The organism is Herbaspirillum sp. WKF16, assembly GCF_028993615.1.
Lineage (GTDB): Bacteria > Pseudomonadota > Gammaproteobacteria > Burkholderiales > Burkholderiaceae_D > Herbaspirillum.
On the sequence record NZ_CP118632.1, the window covers coordinates 4,719,476 to 4,743,266 of the forward strand.

Consider the following 23,791-nt stretch of genomic DNA (forward strand, 5'->3'; position numbering starts at 1 on the left):
CGGCCTTCGCCGGGACGACGGAGGAGAGAACTTGTACAGCCGGCGGATGGAATCACCCTCCTGCTTGTCGTTCCTGCGAAAGCAGGAACCCAGTGGCGTTCGTTGTGCATCAACGTCCGCTGAACGACGCTGGATCCCCGCCTTCGCGGGGACGACGGATTAATTGAGATAGCGAGCCAAGGAATCGATGCCGCAGGCAAGTGAGAGACAGCGCGAGGCCGCAGGCGAGCCGGATATGCTGTTCCCCTTGTGGGCCAGCCGTCGGAGCGGCGCAAAAAGTGGATCAGGGCGTCAGTCGGAGCGCAGCGACTCTGACGACCCCACTTTTTGCGCCGCTCCGGCGGGAACCCCGAAGGGGCTGGCACTTAGGGGCCGCGCCTTTTCTTATCTTTTTGCTTGCTTTCTTTGGCTCGCCAAAGAAAGTAAGCGGCTGCCGGGCCGCCCCCGGCGCTCCCTTCCGACCGGAGAAAGATAAGTATCAAGCCGGTACATCTGCATGCAGCAAGACCTGACTACTCAAACAGCAACGACTGCATCCACGCCGACTTCGATACGCCGCCAAAGCGGCTACTCAGCCCGAACGGAGTCCGGTAAGGTGCGACGAACGACGCTGGATCCCCGCTTTCGCGGGGACGACGGATTAATTGAGATAGCGAGCCAAGGAATCGATGCCGCAGGCGAGTAAGAGACAGCGCGAGGCCGCAGGCGAGCCGGATACGCTTTCCCCTTGTGGGCCAGCCGTCGGAGCGGCGCAAAAAGTGGATCAGGGCGTCAGTCGGAGCGCAGCGACTCTGACGACCCCACTTTTTGCGCCGCTCCGACGGGAACCCCGAAGGGGCTGGCACTTAGGGGCCGTTTTCTTTGCTTACTTTCTTTGGCGGGCCAAAGAAAGTGAGCGGCTGCCGGGCCGCCCCCGGCGCTCCCTCTCGACCGGAGAAAGATAAGTCTAAAGCCGGTACATCTGCACGCGGCAAGACCAGACTACCCAAACAACAACAACAACTGCATCCACGCCGACTTCGATACGCCGCCAAAGCGGCTACTCAGTCCGAACGGAGTCCGGTGAGGTGCGACGAACGACGCTGGATCCCGGCCTTCGCCGGGACGACGGAGGAGAGAACTTGTACAGCCGGTGGACTGAATTCCCTCCTGCTAGTCGTTCCTGCGAAAGCAGGAACCCAGTGGCGTTCGTTGTGCATCAACGTCCGCTGAACGACGCTGGATCCCCGCCTTCGCGGGGACGACACCGAAGCGGTGGTCAACACCTCCTGATGTTCAAGATGCTTATGGCTTGTCGTTCCTGCGAAAGCAGGAACCCAGCGTCGTTCAGCAATGACGCAGGCATGCCCATCAAGACGCCGCCCCACCCCGCGTCCGCTCATTCCAACCGCCGCCCAGCACCTTGTACAGCGTGATGCGGTTACCCTGCTCGGTCAGCCGCAGCGAGATCAGCGCCTGCTGCGCAGCGTACAGCGTGCGCTGCGCCACCAGCGTGGTGAGGTAGCTGTCGATGCCGTTCTTGTAGCGCGCCTCCGACAGGCGGAAGGATTTCTCGCTGGCGGCGGTGGACTTGCCCTGGGCGTCCAGGCGCTGGTCCAGCGTGGCGCGCACGGCCAGCGCGTCGGCCACTTCACGGAAGGCGGTCTGGATCGCCTTCTCGTAGTTGGCCACGTCGATGTCGCGCGTGATCTTGGCCGCGTCCAGGCTGGCGCGCAGGCTGCCGGCGTTGAAGATGGGCAGGTTGATCGAAGGCGCGAAACTCCATGACGCGCTGCCCGGCTTGAACAAGCCTCCCAGCGTGCGGCTGGCGGTGCCGCCGCTGGCGGTCAGCGTGATGCTGGGGAAGAAGGCAGCGCGCGCGGCGCCGATGTCGGCGTTGGCGGACTTCAGCGTATGTTCGGCGGCCAGCACGTCGGGGCGGCGCAGCAGCACTTCCGAGGGCAGGTCGGCCGGCATCGCCGGCAACACGCTGGCGGCCGCCGGCAAGCCCTGCGGCAGCCACTGTTCATCCAGGTCGGCGCCCACCAGCAGGCGCAGCGCATTGATGTCCTGCGCCACCTGGCTGGTATAGCGCGCGACGTCGGCGCGCGCCGATTCCACCGTGGCTTCCTGGCTGGCCAGGTCGACGCCGGAGACGGTGCCGATATCGTGGCTGCGACGGCTCAACTCGAAGGTGCGCGACTGGCTGGCGTGGGTGTCTTCGGCCAGCTTCTTCAACTCGCGGTCGGACGCCAGCGTCAGCCAGGCGGTGGCGACTTCGGCCACCAGGCTGATGTGGGTGCTGCGTCGCGTCTCGACGTTGTATTGGTAGGTTTCCAGCGCGGCGTCGGAGAGGTTCTTCAGGCGGCCGAAGAAATCCAGCTCGTAGGCGCTGATGCCCAGCGTCACGCTTTGCTGGCGCGCTACCGTCGCGCTGCCGCTGGTGGACAGCTCGGCCGGCGTGCGGCTGGCGCTGCCCGTGCCGGTGGCCGAGACCGCCGGGTAGCGGTCGGCATCGGTAATGCGATATTGGGCGCGCGCCTTCTCGATGTTGAGCGCGGCCACGCGCAGGTCGCGGTTGTTGTCGAGCGCGGCGGCGATCACCTGCTGCAGGCGCGGGTCGAGGAAGAATTCGCGCCAGCCTATGCTGTCGGCCCCGACGCCTTGCTCGCCCTTGCCGCCGGCGGCAGGCACCACTTGCTTGCCGTCGACCTGCTGCGACCAGTTGGCCGGCACCGGTGCGGCCGGTTGCGCGTAGTCGGGCGCCAGGTTGGCGCAACCGGCCAGCGCGGCGGCCAACGCCAGCGCCAGCAGGGTCTTGTGTTGAATGAGCGCTCGCATCACACGCCCTCCTTTTGCATGGAATGATTGTCGTGGCCGTCGTCGCGCCCGGCCCGGCCGGCGGCGCGACGGTCCAGCCAGGAACCGATCAGGTAGTAGAACAGCGGCACGAAGAAGATGCCCAGCAGGGTGGCCGACAGCATGCCGCCCAGCACCCCGGTGCCGATCGCGCGGCGGCTGGCCGAACCGGCGCCGGCGGCGACCGCCAGCGGCAGCACGCCCATCATGAAGGCCAGCGAGGTCATCAGGATCGGCCGCAGGCGCAGCTGCACCGCTTCCAGCGTCGCCTCGCGCAGGCTCTTGCCGGACTCGTGCAGCTGCTTGGCGAACTCCACGATCAGGATCGCGTTCTTGGCCGACAAACCCACCGTGGTCAACAGGCCGACCTGGAAGTAGACGTCGTTGGACATGCCGAACAAGCCGGTCAGCAGCACCGTGCCGATGATGCCCAGCGGCACCGCCAGGATCACCGCGAACGGCACCGACCAGCTCTCATACAGCGCGGCCAGGCAGAGGAACACGAACAGGATGGAGATCGCGTAGAGCATCGGCGCCTGGTTGCCTGACAGGCGTTCCTGGTAGGACGCGCCGGTCCACTCGAAGCCCACGCCGGAGGGCAGCTGCGCCACCAGCTTCTCGACTTCGCCCATGGCGTCGCCGGAGCTGATGCCGGCCGCCGGCTCGCCCACGACCTCGAACGAGGACACGCCGTTGTAGCGCTCCAGCAGCGAGGGCCCGAAGGTCCACTTGCTGCTCATGAAGGCCGAGAAGGGCACCATCTGGCTGGCCGAGTTGCGCACGTACCATGTGTTCAGGTCCTCGGTCTGCATGCGGAACTGGCGGTCGCCCTGCACGTACACCTTCTTCACCCGGCCGTTGCTGAGGAAGTCGTTGACGTAGGTGCCGCCCATGGCGGTGGCCATGGTGGAGTTGATGTCGGCCGTCGAGATCGACAGGGCATCGGCCTTGCGGTCGTCGATCGCCACGCGCAGCTGCGGCGTGTCGTCCAGGCCGGTCACGCGCACGTTGGCCAGCTTGGGATTCTGGCGCGCCGCCTGCAGGAACTGGTCGCGCGCCTTCAACAGCTGGTCGTGGCCGACGCCGCCGACGTCCTTCAGCTCAAGGTCGAAGCCTGAGCTCTGGCCCAGGCCGCGCACCGCCGGCGGGTTCATCAGGAACACCCTGGCGCCGCGGATCTTCGACAGGTCGGCGTTGGCGCGGCGCACCAGCTCGGCAGCGGACTGGCCGGCGCCGCGGCGCTCGTCCCAGTCCTTCAGGCGGATGAAGGCGCGCGCGCCGTTCTGGCTGTTGCCGCCGACGCCGGCGCCGACGATGGCCAGCACCGAGTCCACCGATTCCGGCTTGTTCATGAAGTATTCCTGCACCGTCTTCACCACCGCGGTGGTCTGCTCGGCGGTGCCTCCGGTGGGCAGCTGGATCTGCGCCATCAGCACGCCCTGGTCTTCCTCGGGCAGGAAGGAGGTCGGCAGGCGCATGAACATCACGGCCATGGCGACCACGATCAGCGCATACATCAGCAGGCCGCGCTTGCCGCGCTTCAGGAGGCCGCCGACCCCGCCCTGGTAGCGGCTGGCGCTGCGGTCGAAGGTCTTGTTGAACCAGGTGAAGAAGCGGCCGCGCTGCACGTGGCCGCCGGCGTGCGGCTTGAGCAGCGTGGCGCACAGGGCCGGCGTCAGCGTCAGCGCCACCATCACCGACAAGGCCATGGCCGAGACGATGGTGATCGAGAACTGGCGATAGATCACGCCGGTGGAGCCGCCGAAGAAGGCCATCGGGATGAACACCGCCGACAGCACCATGGCGATGCCCACCAGCGCGCCGGTGATCTCCTGCATGGACTTGCGCGTGGCTTCCTTGGGGCTGAGCTTCTCCTCGGTCATCAGGCGTTCGACGTTCTCCACCACCACGATGGCGTCATCCACCAGCAGGCCGATGGCCAGCACCATGCCGAACATGGTCAGCGTGTTGATCGAGTAGCCGAACATGGCGAGGATGCCGAAGGTGCCCAGCAGCACCACCGGCACCGTGATGGCCGGGATGAAGGTGGCGCGGATGTTCTGCAGGAACAGGTACATGATCAGCACCACCAGCACGATGGCTTCGATCAGGGTCTTGACCACCTCTTCCAGCGACACCTTCACGAAGGGCGTGGTGTCGTAGGCGATGTTGGTCTTCAGCTTCATCGAAGCCGGGAAGTAGGGCTCCAGCTCGGCCATCTTCTTCTTCACCGCATCGGCGGTGGAGAGCGCGTTGGCGCCGGTGGCCAGCTGGATCGCCAGCGCCGAGGACGGCTTGCCGTTCTGCTGCGAGGCGACCTGGTAGCTCTCGCCGCCCAGTTCCACGCGCGCCACGTCGGAGAGCTTGACCACCGCGCCATCGGACGAGGACTTGACGATGATGCCGCGGAACTCGTCCGGCGTGGTCAGCTTGCTGCGGGCCGTGATGGTGGCGTTGATCTGCTGGCCGGGCACGGCCGGCAGCGCGCCGATCTCGCCGGCGGAGACCTCGGTGTTCTGCGCCTCCAGCGCGCTGGTGACGTCGGAGGGCATCAGCGCGTACTTCTGCAGCTTGGCCGGATCGAGCCACACGCGCATGGCGTAGTTGGTGCCGAAGGCGGTGACGTCGCCCACGCCTTCGACGCGGCTGATCTGGTCGGTCAGCGTGCTGCTGATGAAGTCGCCGATGTCGATGTTGGTGATGCGCGGATCGTCCGAGGTCAGCGAGAGCACCATCAGGATGTCGGTGGAGGCCTTGGTCACCGTCACGCCGTTGTTCTGCACCGCCTGCGGCAGGCGCGCCGTGACCTGCTGCAGCTTGTTCTGCACCTGCATCTGCGCGACGTCGGGATTGGTGCCGGCGGTGAAGGTCAGCGCCACCGTGGCGGTGCCGGCCGAGCTGGAGCTGGCCGACATGTACTGCAGGTTGTCCAGGCCCTTCATCTGCTGCTCGATCACCTGGGTGACCGAGTCTTCCAAAGTCTTGGCCGAAGCGCCGGTGTAGGTGGCCTTGATGTTGACCTTGGGCGGCGCGATGTCGGGATACTGCTCCAGCGACAGCGAGCGGATGGACATCATCCCGCCCAGCATGATGATGATGGCGATGACCCACGCGAAGATGGGCCGGTCGATGAAGAAACGTGCCATGTGCGCCCCTTACTTCGCGGCCGCGCCGGCGGCGTCGCTGCTGCTGCCGCTGTCGTCGCCGCTCTTGGCGCCGCCGCCCAGCGAGGGATCGGCGGCCGCGGCGGCGGCTTCGCGCGCCAGGTCCTTCTTGAGCGTGTCGGTGATGTCGATGGCGCGCGGGGTGTCGCCGGGGCGCACCTTCTGCAGGCCGTCGACGATCAGCTTGTCGCCCTCGGCCAGGCCCTTGGTCACCCACCAGTTGTTGCCCACGGCGCGCGCCACGGAGACCAGGCGCTGCTCGACCTTGCCGCCGGCGCCCACCACCAGCGCGGTGGCGGCGCCGGTCTGGTCGCGGCTGACCGCCTTCTGCGGCACCAGCAGCGCACGCTCGTCGACGCCCTCTTCCAGCACCGCGCGCACGTACGAGCCCGGCAGCAGCACGCCGTCAGGATTGGGCACCACCGCGCGCAGCGTGATCATGCCGGTGCCGGTGTCGACCGACAGGCCGGAGAATTCCAGCTTGCCGCTGCGGTCGTAGGTGGAGCCGTCTTCCAGCAGCACCTTGATCTGGGCCGAGTTGGCGCCGCTCTTCCTGATCTGGCCGCTGGCCAACTCGCGCTTCAGGCGCAGCAGGTCGACGGTGGACTGGGTGACGTCGACGTAGATCGGGTCGATCTTCTGCACCGTGGTCAGCGCCGTGGTCTGGCTGGCGGTCACCAGCGCGCCCGGCGTCACGCTGGACTTTTCGATGCGGCCGGAAATCGGCGACAGGATCTTCGTGTATTCAAGGTTGATGGCGGCCGTCTTCACCGCCGCCTTCTGCACCTCGACGTCGGCCTGGTTCTGGCGCAGCGTGCTCTGGGCGTCGTCGTTGTCCTGCCTGGAGACGGCATCGATCTTGTCCAGTTCGGCATAGCGCTGGGCCTTCAGTTTCGATGCGGCCAGCGTGGCCTCGGCCTTGAGCAGGGACGCCCGGGCGCTGTCGTAGGCGGCCTGGTAGCTGGCGGGATCGATCTGGTACAGCGGCTGGCCGGCCTTCACGTCGGCGCCTTCCTTGAACAGGCGCTTCTGGATGATGCCGCCCACCTGCGGGCGGATATCGGCGGCCAGGTAGGCGGTGGTGCGGCCGGGCAGTTCGGTGGTGACGACCTGGCGCTGGGCCTTGACCACCACATAGCCGATCTCGGCCTGGGATTGCGCCGGCGGCTGGTTGCCGGACTTGCCGCAGGCGGCCAGGACGGCCGCCAGCAGCAGGGCCAGCGCCAGTTTGGCAGGACGGGACGGGATGTTCTTGTTGGGCATCGTCTTGAACTTTCTGCCCGTCCTTTGGCTTGAAACTCTGTCAAGGCCGGGCGCAATGAGCTATCGGACCGGCCAGCATAAAAACCAAATGTGAAGGAAAAATGAGCAAAACCTCATTTGCAACAAGCGGCCCCTTGCGCGCCTTATCTTGATAAGCTGGCGGCTTCCCGCATGCGCGCAAGCGCCCTTCTGACATCATCGACCGCCGTGCCCAAGCTCCCAGCCGCCCCGATCGCGGACCTCGCCGACCGCTTCTTCTACCGCGCCAACATCCGCCTGAAACTGTTCTACGCGATGCTGGCGCTGATCGTGGCCCTGATCGTGGCCATCAACGGCGCCGGCCACTTCATCTTCACCCGCGACTTCCTCGGCTACCTCAACGAACAGGCCCAGCAGCGCATGGAAGACATGGTGCCGCGCGTGGAGCAGGCCTACCGCGAACACGGCAGCTGGGAGTTCATCCGTAACAATCCGCGCACCTGGTTCGAGCTGATGAAGCCCGCCATCGTGGAGCACAGCGGCGCCCTGCCCGGCCCCAGCAGCGGCCCTACCTTCACCCCCTCCGACCTGACCGGCGCCACGCTGCGCTTCTCGCTCCTGGACGCCAACCGCAAGTTCGTCATCGGCTACCCCAACGTCGGCCCCGACGCCCGCCTGCGCCCGCTGCTGCAGGACGACGCCATCGTCGGCTGGATCGCGCAGACGCCCTTCGAGAGCGTGATCGGCGCGGTCGACCTGCGCTTCCAGCAAAGCCAGTTCCTGGCGCAGATCATCATCGCGGTGGTGGCCATCATGCTGGCGGCCTTCATGGTGGTGCGCATCTCCGGCGTGCTGTTGAAGCCCCTGACGCGCGTGGCGCGCGCCACCCATCGCCTGGCCGGCGGCGACTACGCCACGCGGGTGGAGATCGAATCCGGCGACGAGGTCGGCCGCCTGGCGCAGGACTTCAACCTGCTGGCCATGACGCTGGAACGCAACGAGAAGCTGCGGCGCGAATTCATGGCCGACGTCTCGCATGAACTGCGCACCCCGCTGGGCATCCTCAACGGCCAGCTGGAGGCGCTGGAAGACGGCGTGCTGCAACCCGACGAGCAGACCATCCGTTCGCTCAAGAGCGAGGTCGATCACCTCAACAAGCTGGTCGGCGACCTGTACGACCTGTCGCTGGCCGACGCCGGCGCGCTGGCCTACCGCAAGACCGACCTCGACCTGGCGCCGCTGCTGCGCGACAGCGTGCAGATCTACGAGGAGCGCTGCCGCAAGGGCGGCCTGTCGCTCGCCGCGCAACTGCCCGAGTCGATGCCGATGCACGCCGACGGCGCGCGGCTGCAGCAGCTGTTCAACAACCTGTTCGAGAACAGCCTGCGCTACACCGACCCCGGCGGCCGGCTGCAGCTGCACTGCCGGCTGGAGCGGCAACAATGGCAGTTGGTCCTCGACGACAGCGCGCCGGGCGTGGAGGCGGCGGCGCTGGCGCGCCTGTTCGAACGCTTCTTCCGGGTCGAGGCCTCGCGCAACCGCGCCAGCGGCGGGGCCGGGCTGGGGCTGGCGATCTGCCGCCGCATCGTGGTGGCGCACCAGGGCAGCATCGCCGCGCAAGCCTCGCCGCTGGGCGGGCTGCGCATCACGGTGACGCTGCCGGCCGGCCACGCGGCGCCGGGGAGCGCGGTATGAGCGAGCCGTTCCAGTTCGAGGCGCCGGCCAGCGCCGACATCCTGATCGTCGAGGACGAACCCAAGCTGGCCGAGCTGCTGCAAAAATACCTGGCCGCCGCCGGCTACGCCTCGCGCCATGTCTCGCGCGGCGACGAGGCGGTGCCGGCGGTGCGGGCGCGACGGCCCGACCTGGTGCTGCTGGACATCATGCTGCCGGGATGCGACGGCTGGGAAGTGTGCCGCCAGTTGCGCGTCTTCTCGGACGTGCCGGTGCTGATGCTGACCGCGCGCGCCGACGAGGAAGACCGCCTGCGCGGGCTGGAACTGGGCGCCGACGACTACATCGGCAAGACGCCGTTCTCCCCGCGCGAGATCGTCGCGCGGGTGAAGTCGATGCTGCGCCGCAACGCCAACGTGGCGCAGCGCGCGGCCGGCGAGACGCCCGCCGCCGAAGGGCCGCTGGCCATCGACGAGACGCGCCGCCAGGCCAGCGTGCGCGGCGAGCCGCTCAACCTCACGCCGTTGGAGTTCCGCCTGCTCAAGGTCTTCGCCGCCGCCCCCGGCCAGGTGTTCTCGCGCGAGCAATTGCTGAACCACCTGCACGACGAATACCGCTCGGTCACCGACCGCGCCATCGACACCCACATCAAGAACCTGCGGCGCAAGCTGGAACCGTTCTTTCCGGGGCACAACGCGATCCAGGCGGTGTATGGCGTCGGATACAGCTTTGAGTTGCCGAAGGACGCGGGCTAAGGCACGAGCTCGGCGAACGACGCTGGGTCCCTGCTTTCGCAGGGACGACGGGGTGGAGCTAACTTGGATCTTCGGCGGGTCGAGATGCTCCCGCTGCTTGTCGTTCCTGCGAAAGCAGGAACCCAGCGGCTTCCGTGATGCCGCGACAACCGCTGAACGCCTCATAAAAAAAGCCCACGCCGTCGCCGGCGTGGGCTTTTTCTTTCGAGCGCAATGATCAGCGATTGACCTTGAACACGCTGACTACCTCCGACAGGCGTCCCGCCTGGTCCTGCAGCGATTGCGCGGCGGCGGCGGCTTCTTCCACCAGCGCGGCGTTCTGCTGGGTCACCTCGTCCATCTGGGTGATGGCGCGGTTGATCTCCTCGATGCCGGTGCTCTGCTCGTGGCTGGCGGCGGTGATCTCGCCGACGATATCGGTCACGCGCTTGACGCTGGCCACCACCTCGGTCATGGTCGAACCGGCGCGCTCCACCAGCTGGCTGCCGGCGCCGACCTTCTCCACCGAGTCGTCGATCAGTTCCTTGATTTCCTTGGCGGCGGCGGCCGAACGCTGCGCCAGCGAACGCACCTCGGAGGCCACCACCGCGAAGCCGCGCCCCTGCTCGCCGGCGCGGGCGGCTTCCACCGCCGCGTTCAGCGCCAGGATGTTGGTCTGGAAGGCGATGCCGTCGATCACGCTGATGATGTCGGCGATCTTGCGCGAGCTCTCGGTGATACCTTCCATGGTCTGCACCACCTGCCCCACCACCTCGCCGCCCTGGCTGGCGATCTCGGAAGCGGACACCGCCAATTGATTGGCCTGGCGCGCGTTGTCGGCGTTCTGCTTGACGGTCGAGGTCAGCTCTTCCATGGCCGAAGCGGTCTCTTCCAGCGAGCCTGCCTGCTGCTCGGTGCGCGAGGACAGGTCGAGGTTGCCGCTGGCGATTTCCTGCGAGGCGGTGCCGATGGTGTCGGTGCCGTGGCGCACTTCGCCGACGATCTTCTGCAGGCTGTCGTTCATGGCGCGCAGCGATTGCATCAGCATGCCGGTCTCGTCGCGGCCGCCGGTGCGGATGCTGACGGTCAGGTCGCCCTGCGCAACGCGCTGCGCCACCTCCACCGCCTCATTGAGCGGACGCGACACCAGGCGCGCCACTGCGATGGCCAGGCCGAAGGCAATCACCACGATGCCGGCCAGCAAGGCCGCGATCCACAACTTGGCCGCCTGGTACATGTCTTCGGCGGCCTGGTCGGAACGCGCGCTGCCGGCTTCGTTGACCTTGACGATGCCGTCGAGCTGCTCGTTCATGAGACGGAACAGCTTGTTGGATTCGCCCTTGAACAGGGTGCGCGCTTCTTCTTCCTTGCCCTCGATGGCCAGCGCCTTGAGCTGCTTGTCGACCTCGACATAGGCGGCGAAGGACTTGCTGAACTGCTCGTAGATGGCTTTCTCTTCAGGTTCGGAAATCTGCGCTTCGTAGCTGGCGCGCTGCTTGGCCAGGATCTCCAGGCGCGACTTGATGGCCTTGTCGGCATCGGCGCGGTCGGCGTCCTGGTTGGCCGTGACCATCTGCAGCTCGGAGATGCGCATGCGCGGCAGCGACGCCTGCAGGACCTGCGCCGCCTTGATGGTCGGCAACCAGTTGGTGGCCATGTCGGTGGAGGCCTGGTTGACCTCCTTGAGCTGGCGAATGGCGAATACGCCGAGGATGACCGTCAGCACGATGACGGCGGCGAAGGAAAGAATCAGTTTTCTGGCTATCTTCAGGTTATAGAACCAGTTCATGGCGACCTCGATATGTGTTGCTGGAGATGGAATGGCACCATTCTAGGCAGACGCGCGGCCGCTCATATTGTCGAGCATGCGGGGGTTTATGCGGCAATTGATCTCGCTGCGAACGCTAGCTGACAGCCGGCTGTCAGCGGCGTCAGGAAAGGCTTTCAGTGGTATTGCCACTGCACCAACATCGCCGGACAGCGCTCCCGCAAGGCAGCAAAATTACCTTGCGTACAAGCGATTGCAGGACATCACCCGGCGTCGGGTTTATCCGTCGGGGAGACGGTCTGCGATTGCGCTTCGCGGCGCTCGCGCCAGTCGCCGCCCAGCGCCTTGATCAGGAACACCGAGGTCAGCAGGCGCTGGCCCATCAGCTGCGCCGCCTGGCGCTCGCTGTTCAACAGCGATTGCTGCGCGGTGATGACGTCCAGGTAAGGCGTAACGCCGCCCTCGTAGCGGCTGTTGGCAAGGTCCAGCACGCGGCGCGCGCTGGCGATGGCCGCCTGCGATTGGGCGTAGGCGCGGTCCAGCGAGGCGATGCCGGTGATGCCGTCTTCCACTTCCTGCATCGCGGTCAGCACGGTGCGCTTGTAGCCGGCCACGGCCGCTTCGTAGCCGGCCTTGCTGAAGTCCACGCCGGCGCGCAGGCGGCCGCCGTCGAACAGGCTTTGCGTGGCCGACACGCCGAGCGACCACAGCACGCTGGGCGCGTTGAACAGCGCGCCCCAGTTGCGGCTGTCGACGCCGTAGGACGGCTGCAGCATGAAGCTCGGATAGTAGGCCGCGCTGGCCACGCCGATCTGGGCGTTGGCGGCGGCCATGGCGCGCTCGGCCGAGGCGATGTCGGGACGGCGCTCCAGGATGTCGGACGGCACGCCCGGCGGAATCTCGGGGAAGGCGATCGCGGCCGTCGAGGGCGCGATGGCGAACACCGGGGCCGGCGTGCCGGTCAGCGTGGCGATGGCGTGCTCATACTGCGCGCGCTGCTTGCCGAGGATGTCGACCTGGGTCAGCGTGGTGTCCAGCAGCGCCTGCTGCTGCGCCACGTCCAGTCCCGAAGTGGCGCCCAGGTCGTGGCGCGAGGTGGCCAGCTCCAGGGCGCGGCGCTGCAGCGCGATGGCGCGCGCGACCACGTCGAGCTCGATGTCGAGCTCGCGCAGGTTGAAGTAGTTGCCGGCCAGCTCGGCGGTGAGCAACAGGCGGGTGTTCTCGAAGTCCGCCGCCGACTGCTGGGCCGAGGCCGCGGCGCCCTCCAGCGAACGCTGCACGCGGCCGAACAGGTCAGCCTCGTAGCTGACGTTCAGGCCCAGCGCGAAGTCGTTCTGCACGGTCGCGAAGTTGGGCGAATTGTAGTTGGTCAGCGGACGATTGGCCGAGATGCGGGCACGCGCGGCGCGCGCGCCGATGCCCACCTGCGGCGACTGGCCGGCCGAGACGACGTTGAGCTGCGCGCGCGCCTGCCCCAGCCGCGCGGCGGCGATCGCCAGCGTCTGGTTGCCGGCCAGCGCCTTCTCTTGCAATGCATTGAGTTGGGCGTCGCCGAAGCGCTCCCACCACGGGCCGCGCGCGGCGGCGTCCTGCGGCTGCATCGGGCGCCACGGCGCTTCCGGCGCCCAGGCCGCGGGCACGTCGACGTCGGGCTTGCGGTAATCAGGACCGACCGCGCAACCGGCCAGGGCCAGCGCGCAAGCCAGGGCGATCAGGCTGCGGCGGGTGTTCACGATGCAGCCTTCTTCTTGTCGGCGCCGGCATCCTTCTTGTCCATGGTCGGCTCGACGACGTCGCCTTCGGTGAGCGAATCGGAAGGGTTGAGGATCAGGCGCTCGTCGCCCTGCAGGCCCTCCAGCACTTCCACCGTCAGGCCGAAGTTGCGGCCGACCTGCACCTTCTTCAGGCGCACCTTGTTCTGCGCATCGACCGACGCCACCAGCGAGCCGTCGCGGCGGAACATCAGCGTATCGGCCGAGACCAGCAGCGTGCCGCTGGGTTTCAGCGGCAGCGCGACCTGCACGAAGGCGCCCGGCAAGAGCGCGTTGTCGGCATTGGGCAGGCTGACCTCGATCTGCATCGAGCGCGTGGCCGGGTCGATCGAGCCAGCGGTGCGGGCAACCTTCCCTTCGAACTTGCGCCCGCGCAGCTCAGCCTGGGTGACCACCACGGTCTGCCCCGGCTTGACCAGGTTGGCGAAGGACTGCGGCACGTTCACATACACCCGCAGCGGATCGGTCTGCGACAGCACGAACAACGGGCGGCCGGCGCCCGGGTCGATCAGGTCGCCGACGTCCACGTTGCGGCGCGTGATGATGCCGGCGAACGGCGCGACGATGCGCTTGAAGCCTTCCACCTGGCGCAGGCGCTCGACGTTGGCTTCGGCGGCGGCCAGGTTGGAGTTGGCCTGGGCGTAGGCGCTGCGGCGCTCGTCGAGCTCCTGCTGCGAGACCGCGTCCTTCTTGCGCAGCGCTTCCCAGCGCGCCATCGAGCTCTTGGCCAGCTCCATGCTGGAAGCGGCCTGGGCGCGCGCGGCCACGGCCTGCGACAGCTGCTGGTCGATTTCCGGCGTGTCCAGTTCGGCCAGCAGTTCGCCCTTCTTCACCTGGGCGCCGATGTCCTTGTGCCAGCGCTTGAGGTAGCCGCCCGAGCGCGCCGAGATCGGCGACTGCACGAAGCCCTGCAGGGTGCCCGGCAGCGACAGCATCTGGCCGTCGGCGCTGCTCCTGGCTTCGGTCACGCGCACGAAGGTCTTGGCGCGCTCCTCGGTGCCGGCCTGCAGCTCGCGCGCATTGGCCACGCGGCTGATCACGGTGCGCGCGGCGCCCGCGGCCAGCAATACCAGCACGACCACCAGCACCAGCCTGGCGCGCTTCATCATCTGCTGGCGCTTGGCCAGGTCGGCCTCTTCAGGCAGCGCATGGATGCCCAGTTCGGAATGGCGTTCTTGCGACATGACTCAACTCTCCTGTTGCACATGCCCGGCCGGCGGAATGCGCGACCCACGTCGCTCCGCCCGGCGGGCCAGTCTCTGATGCACGCCGGCGAACACCACCGGCACGAAAAACAGCGTCGATACGGTGGCGAACAGCAGGCCGCCGATCACCGCGCGCCCCAGCGGCGCATTCTGCTCGGCGCCCTCGCCCAGGCCCAGCGCCATGGGGATCATGCCGATGATCATCGCCAGCGCCGTCATCAGCACCGGGCGGATGCGGGTGGCGCCGGACTCCAGCGCGGCCGCCAGCGGCGTGGCGCCTTCCTCCCTGCGCTGGCGCGCAAACGCCACGATCAGGATACTGTTGGCGGTGGCCACGCCCATGGTCATGATGGCGCCGGTCAGGGCCGGCACCGACAGCGTGGTGCCGGTGATGAACAGCATCCAGGCGATGCCCGCCAGCGCCGCCGGCAGCGCGGCGATGATGATGGCGGCGTCGATCCACGACTGGAAGTTGACCACCACCAGCAGGTAGACCAGCACGATGGCCATGGCCAGGCCGACGCCCAGGCCGATGAAGGAGGACTGCATGGTTTCCACCTGGCCGCGGATCACCACCTGGCTGCCGCGCGGCAGCCTGGGCCGGATCTCGTCCACCAGCTTCTCGACCTTGCCGGCCACGGTGGCCAGGTCGGTGCCCTGGACGCTGACGAAGACGTCCACCGCCGGCGAGATGTTGTAGCGCGAGGCGATCGCCATCTGGCGTCCGGCGCGCGCCTCCACCAGGTTGCCCAGCAGCTGCGTGCCGGCGTTGGGCAGCGCGGCATTGGCCGCGGCGTTGGCGCCGGCGCCGACCGGGATGTTGAGCAGCGCGTCGAGCGAATCGACGGTGTACTGCGGCGACTGCACGGCGATGTTGTAGACCACCCCGTTGTTGGGATTGAGCCAGAAAGCCGGTTGCGTCTGCGAGCTGCCCGACAGCGCGATCAGCAGGTTCTGGCCGACGTTGGAGGCCGACAGGCCGAACTGCTGCAGGCGCGTGCGGTCGATGCGCAGGTCCAGCGCCGGGCCGTCCAGCCGCTGGTGCACGTGGGCGTCGACCGCGCCGGGCACCTGGCGGATCTTCTTGGTCAGCTCGGCGGCCAGCTGGGCGTTGGCTTCCATGTTGGGGCCGGTGAACTGCACGTCGATCGCCGCCGGCAAGCCGAAGTTGAGAATCTGGGTGACGATGTCGGCCGGCTGGAAGAAGAACTCCACGCCCGGGAAACGCCGGGGCAGCTCGGCCCGCAGCAGCGCCACCAGCTCCTCGGTGGGGCGGTGGCCTTCCTTGAGCGCCATCAGCATTTCGCCGTCCAGCGTGCCGATGGTGCCGGCGTTGCTGTACGAGAGGTTGATGCCGGAGTTGGGCACGCCCAGGTTGTCGAGGATGGTTTCCAGCTCGCTGGCCGGGATCAGCGTGCGGATGTATCGCTCCACCTCGTCGGCGGTGCGCGCGGTCTCTTCGATGCGTGTGCCGGTGGGGGTGCGCATGTGCAGGCGGATCTGGCCGGCGTCGACGCTGGGGAAGAAATCGCGGCCCAGGAACGGGAACAGCAGGCAGGACAGCAGGCAGAAACCGAGGAAGCCCAGCGCGAAGCGGCGCCGGTGCGACAGCAGCGAGGACAGCACCAGCGTATAGCCGCGCCGCACCCGTTCGAAGCGGTTGTCGAAGGCGAGATAGACGCGCTGCAGCAGGCTCTTCTTGGCGCTGTCGACCTGGCCGTGGCTGCCCATGAGCAGCATCACCAGCGTCGGCACCAGGGTGCGCGAGAGGATGTAGGACGCCACCATCGCGAACACCACCGCCTCGGCCAGCGGCACGAACAGGAAGCGCGCCACGCCGGAGAGGAAGAACATCGGCACGAACACGATGCAGATGCACAGCGTGGAGACGAAGGCTGGCACGCCGATCTCGCCGGCGCCGACGATGATGGCGTCGTGCAGGGGCTTGCCCAGGTGCATGTGGCGCTCGATGTTCTCGATCGTGACGATGGCCTGGTCGACCAGGATGCCCACCGAGAGCGCCAGCCCGCCCAGCGTCATCAGGTTGAGCGTCTCGCCCATGGCGGCCAGCACCAGGATGGCGGCCATGATGGACAGCGGAATGGTCAGCGCGATGATCACCGTGCTGCGCCAGTTGCCCAGGAACAGCAGCACCATGGCCGCGGTCAGGCCGGCGGCGATGAGCGCCTCGCTGATCACGCCGGCCACCGCCGCCTTCACGAACAGCGACTGGTCGAACAGCGGCGTGATCTTGACGTCTTCCGGCAGGGTCTGCGCGGCCGTGGGCAGCATCTTGCGCAGGTTGTCGACGATATCCAGGGTGGAGGCGCCGCCGTTCTTGAGGATCGACAGCAGGACGCCGCGCGCGCCGTCCTGGCGCACCACGTTGGTCTGCGGCGAGAAGCCGTCGCGCACGTTGGCCACGTCCTTCAGATAGATGGTGGCGCCGTTGGCGGTGCGCACCGGCAGCTCGTTCAGGCCGGCCACCGCTTCGGGCGAGCCGTTCATCTTGACCGTGTATTCGGTGGCGCCGAACTTGGCGGTGCCGGAGGGCAGGATCAGGTTCTGCGTGTTGACGGCGTTGACCACGTCGATCGGCGCCAGGCCGCGCGCCTGCATGGCCTGGGTGTCGAGGTCGACCGAGATCAGGCGCGTCTTGCCGCCGTAGGGATAGGGTACGGCCACGCCGGGAATGGTGATCAACTGCGGGCGCAGGGTCTGCACGGCGGCGTCGAACACGGCCTGCTCGGGCAGCGTGGGCGAAGACAGCGCCAGCTGCATCACCGGGATGCTGGAGGCGGAATACTTGATCACCAGCGGCGGCGTGATGCCCGGCGGCAGCTGGCGGATCTGCGACTGCACCGAAGCCACCACCTGCGACACCGCCTGCTGGATGTTGGCCTTGGGCTGGAAGAACACCTTGATCACCGACACCCCGGCCAGCGATTGCGACTCGATGTGCTCGATGTCGCTCACCACCGTGGTCAGGCCGCGCTCGTTCTGGGCCGCGATGCGCAGGCCCATTTCCTGCGCCGACAGGCCGTTGTAGTTCCAGATGATGCTGACCACCGGGATATTGATCTCGGGGAAAATATCGGTGGCCATGGTCTTCAGCGTGAGCGGCGTGGCGAGCACGATCAGCATCGCCATCACGATGAAGGTGTATGGGCGGCGCAAGGCCAGCGCAACCATATTCATTGAACTACGATCCCGGTGAAGCGGAAATGCAAATGCGCGCAGGCATGGCCCGCGTCTCTCCCGCTTTGCTGTCTGTTCATGTGCGGCGGCGCGAATCCCCGGCGCTTGCCGCACTCCCTGATTTCGTCTTGATGCGTGATACCGGCGGCGCCGACTGCAGCGGCCGTCCTGCTCCCGCCCGCGCGGCTCCCCGGCCGCGGAGCCGGACCCTGCCTGTTCTTGTTCTCGGGCGGCCGCTCGGCGTGGCTATTGTAGCGGCGCACAGGCCCGCGCGACGGGTTGTTGCAGGGAATTTTTTCTGACAGAAATGTCAGTTAGAAGCGCCCTCCCGGCGGCATCCGGAAGGCTGTGGCACACTGCCGCCTGGACTCATTGCCGGCCATGCGCCGGATTCTCACGCCATGGAATTCCTGCGCTCCCGTATCGAAGCCAGCGTGCTCGCCATCAGCCGTCCGCCGGGCAGCGCCGACTTCCTCAACCCGCCCGGCGACCCCGGCCTGTTCGGCCCCGACTCGGCCGCCTGGCAGGTGCACAGCGACTTCACCGCCATGCTCACCGGCGGCGTCGCCGCGCTGCTGCTGCAGATGCTGCACCCGCTGCCGCTGGCCGGCGTGTGGGACCACTCCAACTTCCAGGCCGACATGCTGGGCCGGCTGCGCCGCACCGCCCAGTTCATCGCCGGCACCACCTTCGGCAGCCGCGCCGACGCCGAACGCTTCATCGCCCACGTGCGCCGCATCCACGCCGGCATCAACGGTTTCGGCCCCAATGGCCAGGCCTATGCCGCCAGCGATCCGCAACTGCTGACCTGGGTGCATGCGGCCGAGGTGAGTTGCTTCCTGCGCGGCTACCTGCGCTATCGCAACCCGGGCTTCTCCGCTGCCGACCAGGACCGTTACTACGACGAGATCGCGCAGATCGCCGAGGCGCTGGGCGCGGCCGACGTGCCGCGCTCTCGCACGGCCATCGACGCCTATATCGAAAGCATGCGCCCGCAACTGCTGTGCGACCAGCGCACGCTGAAGACATTGGAACTGGTGTTGAACGCGCCGGCGCCCAACGCATTGGCGCAACCGTGGACGCGCCTGATGATGCGCGCCGGCGTCGACCTGCTGCCGGACTGGGCGCAGCAGATGCTGGGCGTGACGCAACGCTCGCCGCTGCGCAGCGAACTGCTGCGCCGCTCGGTGACGGTGGCCGCCGCGCCGATGCGCTGGGCGGTGCGCAACGGCTCCATCCACCTGGCGCGGCGACGCATGGGGCTGCCGCCGCAAGGCTGAGCTTGCCTTGCTTGTCGGCTTATTGCGTGGTGCTGCGCAGGTAGGCCAGGATGTCGTCGATCTGACGATCGCTGCCGATGCCCCAGAAGCGCATCTTGTTGCCGGGCACCACGTCGCCCGGCGCCTTCATGAAGGCACGCAGCTTGTCCTCGGTCCAGACGAACCCGGCGTTGGCCATCGCCGGCGAATACTTGAAGTCGGCGGTGGAGCCGGCGCGACGCCCGATCACGCGTTGCAGCTGCGGGCCGAAGCCGGCGCGCGCCGACGGCCCCACCTGATGGCAGCTGGCGCACTTGGCGAAGGCCGCGCGCCCGGCAACGATGTCGCCCGCGGCCCAAGCGGACGATGACAGGAAGGCAAGCAGCACCGCCGACAAGGCGGCGCGCGCGGAAACAACGGGACGAATCAAGCGGGCTAAGGGCATGGTGTCAGGGGCGGATCACGAAATGGCGCTCTTCGATACCTGACTTTTGCAAGAAAGCAAATACCGAATCGGCCGTGGTGGTCTCGATTTTATCGGCAAAGCGCTTCTCGTTCGGATGGTCGTCGAAAGCAATGTTGGCCTTGAACATGCGCCCGCCCAGACGGGTCATCGGCCCCAGGTTCAACACCGCCGGCTCATAGCCCTTGAACTTCAGCCAAGCCTGGGCCTGCTCGCGGGTAGCGATCTGCGGCTCCATGGCGTGCGCCAGCGTCTCGTCCACCCACTGGTTGGATTGCTGGTAGCGTGTGGCCCAGGGGTAGGCCAGCATGTTGTAGCGCGGGTCGTGCATGCTGATCGCCTGCGCCGGCCGGATCGCCGCGCGCAGCCGGGCCTGGATCTCCGGACGCGGGACAGAGACATACGCCTCCAGCTGGAACGGATCGTCCATGAAGAACTGCCCCATGCCTTGCTCATAGATATTGCTCAGCGCCGTACCGCACTCGTTGAGCTTGTGCACCACGAACCAGTTGCCGCCGTCGCGGTACGCGAAGCCCAGGTGCGAATAGCGCTGGCCGTACTGGCTCAGGTCTTGCCCGACGCGGCCGATCACGACCACGTCGGCGCCGCTGGCGTTGAGCTGATCGACGGCCTTGACGGCCATCTCCAGTTGCTGGCGCACGGCGGTCTCGCGCAGCTCCTTGCGTTCGCAGGTCTGGCCGGCATGCGCGGCCAGCGGCATGGCCAACGCGGCGCCGAGGAACAGGGCCGCGCGTGCGCGGCGCAACGATGCGGAAAAGACGTTCATGCCGGCCTCCCGATCAGGACAGTTTGTCGCTCTTCATGAGCGCACGGCCGAGTTCATTGGGGATGATCGCCAGCACCTTGCCGGCCGACACCAGCAGCATGCCGCTGGAGGTGGCGACGAAGCGCACCGATTCACCCACGCCCACCGAGACGGCGCCGCTGATGTTGCCGGCGATGGTCAGGGAACCGCGCACGCCGTCGCTGGCCTTCTCCAGCACATAGAGGGTGCCCTGGCCCGAGGCTTGCACGCCCTTGACCACATAGGTGCCCGCCTCCGAGATGAACATGGCCGGCAACACCACCGAGGTCACCACTGAAATGGTCGAGGCGTTGCTGGGCGTCGACTGGGCATGCGCCGGGCCGGCCAGCAGGGCGGCAGCGACGACGACACCGAGGGACATGCGGCGCAGGAACATGGCATTCATTTTCTTCTCCTTGTGAAGTGATCAGCCCGGTGCAACCACCCTGGCTGCCCGGTGGAACGCAATGTAGCAACGGGTGTTGCCGTTGTTGAGCGCTTCCTGCCAAAGTGTATTTCCCGGCATGTCCGGTATCGAAATACAATACCGATACCGCACACAAAACAGAAAAAAGGGGAAGTCATGGCCCAGGCCGAATCGCTGGTCAACGCATTGAAGAACGTACTCAAGGCACGCGGCGTCACCTACGCGCAACTGGCCAAGGGGCTGGAATTGAGCGAAGCGAGCGTGAAGCGGGTCTTCGCCGAACGCAGCTTCACGCTGGACCGGCTGGATCAGATTTGCGGCCTGCTGGAAATGCAGATCAGCGACCTGGCACACATGGTCGCCGAGGACAACCCCGCGCCGGTGCACCTGACGCGCGAACAGGAGAAGAAACTGGTATCGGACCCGAAGTTGTTGCTGGTCGCGGTGCACGTACTGAACCGCTGGACGCCGGAGCAGATCGTCGATGCCTACCTGTTGCCGCGCACCGAGCTGACGCGGCTGCTGGCGCAGCTGGACAAGCTGGGCATCATCGACCTGCTGCCCAACGATCGCATCCGGCTGCGCGTGGCGCCCGACTTTTCATGGTTGCCGGCCGGGCCTATCCAACAGTATTTCCGCGAGCAGCTACGCAATGATTTCTTCAACTCCCATTTCGATCAACCCGGGGAAAAGATGATCATGATCAGCGGCATGCTCTCGGAAGAGAGCAACGCCGAGCTGCAACGCCGCATGGCGCGACTGACCAAGGAGTTCCTGAAGGCCCATCGGAAAGATCTGGCCTTGCCGCTGGAGCGTCGCCACGGCAACGCGCTGATCGTGGCGATGCGCCCCTGGATACCCGACTCCTTCAAGCGCATCAAGAAACAGGATGGCTGAGGCAGTCCGGCGTCCAGGCGATCAGGCGCCGAAATATTGCGCGTAGATTTCCGCCAGCCAATCGATGAACAGCCGCACGCGCGGCGGTTGCTGGTTGTGTTGCGGATAGAGCGCCAGCACCGGCACCCGGGGCGAGGAGAAATTGGACAGCACCTGCACCAGCGCGCCGCTGTCGAGATGCTCGGCCACGCCGAAGCGCGGCACCTGGATCAGCCCGAAGCCCTGCAGCGCGCTCTCCTTGTAGCAGTCGGCGGTATCGACCGCGATCCAGCTGGGCACCTTGATCTCGCGCGTCTGGTTGCCGTCGGCGAAGACGAAGGGATAGCGGATGTCGTGGTTGCGCGAGAAGAAACCGACCGAGAGGTGGTGCGCCAGGTCTTCCAGCTTCCTGGGCGTGCCGAAGCGTTCGAGATAGGCCGGGCTGGCCACCACCACGTCGCTGACCACCGCCAGCGGGCGCGCCACCAGCGAGGAGTCGCGCGGCACGCCGATGCGCACCACGCAATCGATGCCCTCTCCCACCAGGTCCACCAGCCGATCGCCGGCGCTGATGTTGATGTCGATGTTGGGATGGCGCGCGTGGAACTCGGCCAGGCGCGGCAGGATCACCAGGCGTGCGTGGGTGCCGTGCAGCCCGACCCGCAGCGAGCCGGCCAGCGCGGCGGCGCTGCTGTCCATGGCGGCCTCGGCGTCTTCCACCTCGGCCAGGATGCGGCAGCAGCGCTCGTAGAACTTGCGCCCGTCCGGCGTGGGCTGGACGTTGCGCGTGGTGCGTTCCAGCAGGCGCGTGGCGAGCCGCTCTTCCAGCGCCTTCATCACATGCGTGGCCGAGGCGCGCGGGATGCCCAGCACGCCGGCGGCCTTGGTGAAGCTGCCGAGGTTCACGATCAGCGTGAAGAGGCGGTACGACTCCAGTCTGTCCATGGCGATGAGTGTTTGGCGAGGGCCGCGATTGTTGTGGCCGGTTGAATACTGTTTTGGCCGCCTGCGGCCTTCCGCAAGCGGCTCCCGGGTCCGATAATTTGCCTGTCGCCCGCTGTAATGCGCGGGCCGGATCCCCAACGGAACGAAAGGAAATTGCCATGAACGATATACGAAAAAGCGCCATCGTGACAGGCGCGTCGCGCGGCATCGGACGCGCCATCGCCCTGCGGCTGGCCGAAGACGGCTTCGCCATTGTTGTCAACTACGCCAGCAATCACCAGCAGGCCGAGGGCCTGGTGGCCGAGATCCGGCAGGCCGGCGGCGAGGCCGAGGCGATCCGCGGCGACGTCGCCGACGCCGACGACATGGCGCGCCTGTTCGATGCCTCGAAGAAAGCCTTCGGTCGCATCGACGTGGTGGTCAACAGCGCCGGCGTGATGCACAACGCGCCGATCGCGCCGGATTCGCTGGCGGTGTTCGACAAGACCATCGCCACCAACCTGCGCGGCAGCTTCAACGTGCTGGCACAGGCCGGCCGTCACGTGGAGCGGGGCGGGCGCATCGTCGCCGTCTCGACCTCGGTGCTGGGCATGGCGTTCCCGACCTACGGCCCGTACGTCGCCTCCAAGGCCGGCGTCGAGGCGCTGGTGAAGATCATGGCGGCCGAGCTGCGCGGGCGCGAGATCACCGTCAATGCGGTGGCGCCCGGCCCGGTGGCGACCGAACTGTTCTTCAACGGCAAGAGCGAGGCCCAGGTCGAGCACCTGCGCAAGCTGGCGCCGCTGGAACGCCTGGGCGAACCGGAAGACATCGCGCGCGTGGTGTCCTTCCTGGCGGGGCCGGACGGCGCCTGGATCAACTCGCAGGTGCTGCGCGCCAACGGCGGCTATGTCTGAACGCCGCCTGCCGCTGTGGCGCGTCGCGCTGGCCGGCCGCAGCGCGGCGCTGGAAGGCGCCGGCGCCGCGCTGCTGCGCGCGGCCTTCGGCCTGATCATGTTCACCCACGGCTGGCCCAAGCTGGCCGGCACCTCGCACGGTTCGATGGCCGATCCGATGGCGGCCTCGGTCAAGCTCATCGACAGCGTGCTGCACCTGCCGGCCGCGCCACTCCTGGGCTTGCTGGTGGCGCTGCTGGAAGGCGTGGGCGGGCTGATGCTGGCGACCGGACTGCTGACCCGTCCGGTCGCCCTGCTGATGGCGCTGCAAATGGCCGCCATCAGCTACATCCTGGGGCCGACCTGGCCATGGATCGACCGCGGCATCGAGTACCCGGTGCTGATGCTGTTGCTGGCGCTGTATTTCGCCGCGCAAGGCGGCGGCGCCTGGTCGCTGGATCGCCATATCGCAGGCGCCGCTACCGGCGCGAGGCGCTGAGCCTTTCTTGCCTGGAGGGAAACTGCAGTAGAACTACTAACTTGCAT

Annotated in this window: 17 protein-coding genes; 6 read left to right on the forward strand and 11 right to left on the reverse strand. The window is 67.2% G+C overall.

Annotated elements, in window-relative coordinates; translation table 11 throughout:
* Positions 1–1,350 precede the first annotated feature (1,350 nt).
* Genes Herbaro_RS21295 through Herbaro_RS21305 form a run of 3 tightly spaced genes read right to left on the reverse strand, consistent with a single transcriptional unit; the run spans position 1,351 to position 7,265 of the window.
* On the reverse strand, positions 1,351–2,820 hold the full coding sequence (locus Herbaro_RS21295) for an efflux transporter outer membrane subunit (protein ID WP_275011597.1): 1,470 nt from the start codon (positions 2,818–2,820) through the stop codon (positions 1,351–1,353).
* Positions 2,820–5,984, reverse strand: a complete 3,165-nt coding sequence (locus Herbaro_RS21300) for an efflux RND transporter permease subunit (protein ID WP_275011598.1) — start codon at positions 5,982–5,984, stop codon at positions 2,820–2,822. The genes Herbaro_RS21295 and Herbaro_RS21300 overlap by 1 nt, the downstream gene beginning before the upstream one ends.
* A 9-nt stretch (positions 5,985–5,993) precedes the next feature.
* On the reverse strand, positions 5,994–7,265 hold the full coding sequence (locus Herbaro_RS21305) for an efflux RND transporter periplasmic adaptor subunit (RefSeq protein ID WP_275011599.1): 1,272 nt from the start codon (positions 7,263–7,265) through the stop codon (positions 5,994–5,996).
* 207 nt (positions 7,266–7,472) lie between these two features.
* Between Herbaro_RS21305 and Herbaro_RS21310 the strand changes: the two genes are divergently transcribed.
* Entirely contained in the window at positions 7,473–8,939 is a 1,467-nt protein-coding gene (locus Herbaro_RS21310) for an ATP-binding protein (protein ID WP_275011600.1), read from the forward strand.
* Positions 8,936–9,673, forward strand: coding sequence for a response regulator (locus Herbaro_RS21315; protein WP_275011601.1), 738 nt, complete (start codon positions 8,936–8,938; stop codon positions 9,671–9,673). Before Herbaro_RS21310 ends, Herbaro_RS21315 begins: the two co-directional genes overlap by 4 nt.
* A 217-nt stretch (positions 9,674–9,890) precedes the next feature.
* Here the strand turns inward: Herbaro_RS21315 and Herbaro_RS21320 are convergent, their stop codons facing one another.
* The 4 genes from Herbaro_RS21320 to Herbaro_RS21335 all read right to left on the reverse strand — a co-directional run bounded on the left by Herbaro_RS21320 (position 9,891) and on the right by Herbaro_RS21335 (position 17,595).
* A complete protein-coding gene (locus Herbaro_RS21320) occupies positions 9,891–11,441 on the reverse strand; it encodes a methyl-accepting chemotaxis protein (protein WP_275011602.1) in 1,551 nt (516 codons plus the stop codon).
* Positions 11,442–11,683: 242 nt separating this feature from the next.
* Positions 11,684–13,153: an efflux transporter outer membrane subunit gene (locus Herbaro_RS21325; protein ID WP_275011603.1), complete on the reverse strand. Its 1,470-nt coding sequence runs from the start codon at positions 13,151–13,153 to the stop codon at positions 11,684–11,686.
* Positions 13,150–14,376: an efflux RND transporter periplasmic adaptor subunit gene (locus tag Herbaro_RS21330; RefSeq protein ID WP_275011604.1), complete on the reverse strand. Its 1,227-nt coding sequence runs from the start codon at positions 14,374–14,376 to the stop codon at positions 13,150–13,152. The genes Herbaro_RS21325 and Herbaro_RS21330 overlap by 4 nt, the downstream gene beginning before the upstream one ends.
* A gap of 3 nt (positions 14,377–14,379) precedes the next feature.
* Positions 14,380–17,595 (reverse strand): efflux RND transporter permease subunit, encoded by a 3,216-nt coding sequence (locus tag Herbaro_RS21335; RefSeq protein WP_275011605.1) that lies wholly within the window; start codon positions 17,593–17,595, stop codon positions 14,380–14,382.
* Positions 17,596–17,996: 401 nt separating this feature from the next.
* On the opposite strand from Herbaro_RS21335, the gene Herbaro_RS21340 reads away from it, so the two are divergent.
* Positions 17,997–18,875, forward strand: coding sequence for an oxygenase MpaB family protein (locus Herbaro_RS21340; protein WP_275011606.1), 879 nt, complete (start codon positions 17,997–17,999; stop codon positions 18,873–18,875).
* 19 nt (positions 18,876–18,894) lie between these two features.
* Here the strand turns inward: Herbaro_RS21340 and Herbaro_RS21345 are convergent, their stop codons facing one another.
* The 3 genes from Herbaro_RS21345 to Herbaro_RS21355 are packed head-to-tail and all read right to left on the reverse strand — an operon-like array spanning position 18,895 to position 20,528.
* Positions 18,895–19,299: a c-type cytochrome gene (locus Herbaro_RS21345; protein WP_275011607.1), complete on the reverse strand. Its 405-nt coding sequence runs from the start codon at positions 19,297–19,299 to the stop codon at positions 18,895–18,897.
* 4 nt (positions 19,300–19,303) lie between these two features.
* Positions 19,304–20,104 carry a DUF2145 domain-containing protein gene (locus Herbaro_RS21350; protein WP_275011608.1) on the reverse strand — a complete coding sequence of 267 codons (801 nt, stop codon included), beginning with the start codon at positions 20,102–20,104 and terminating at the stop codon, positions 19,304–19,306.
* 13 nt (positions 20,105–20,117) lie between these two features.
* Complete coding sequence (locus Herbaro_RS21355) at positions 20,118–20,528, reverse strand: hypothetical protein (RefSeq protein WP_275011609.1); 411 nt, start codon at positions 20,526–20,528, stop codon at positions 20,118–20,120.
* Positions 20,529–20,705: 177 nt separating this feature from the next.
* Between Herbaro_RS21355 and Herbaro_RS21360 the strand changes: the two genes are divergently transcribed.
* Positions 20,706–21,446: a helix-turn-helix domain-containing protein gene (locus Herbaro_RS21360; RefSeq protein ID WP_275011610.1), complete on the forward strand. Its 741-nt coding sequence runs from the start codon at positions 20,706–20,708 to the stop codon at positions 21,444–21,446.
* Positions 21,447–21,467: 21 nt separating this feature from the next.
* Here Herbaro_RS21360 and Herbaro_RS21365 read toward each other — a convergent pair whose 3' ends face one another.
* The gene (locus tag Herbaro_RS21365; RefSeq protein WP_275011611.1) at positions 21,468–22,370 is read right to left on the reverse strand and encodes a LysR family transcriptional regulator; all 903 of its coding nucleotides are present in this window, start codon (positions 22,368–22,370) and stop codon (positions 21,468–21,470) included.
* 158 nt (positions 22,371–22,528) lie between these two features.
* Here Herbaro_RS21365 and Herbaro_RS21370 point away from each other — a divergent pair, with 158 nt between their 5' ends.
* Both Herbaro_RS21370 and Herbaro_RS21375 read left to right on the forward strand, forming a co-directional pair.
* A complete protein-coding gene (locus Herbaro_RS21370; RefSeq protein ID WP_275011612.1) occupies positions 22,529–23,266 on the forward strand; it encodes an SDR family oxidoreductase in 738 nt (245 codons plus the stop codon).
* Positions 23,259–23,744 (forward strand): DoxX family protein, encoded by a 486-nt coding sequence (locus tag Herbaro_RS21375; protein WP_275011613.1) that lies wholly within the window; start codon positions 23,259–23,261, stop codon positions 23,742–23,744. Before Herbaro_RS21370 ends, Herbaro_RS21375 begins: the two co-directional genes overlap by 8 nt.
* Positions 23,745–23,791: the final 47 nt, after the last annotated feature.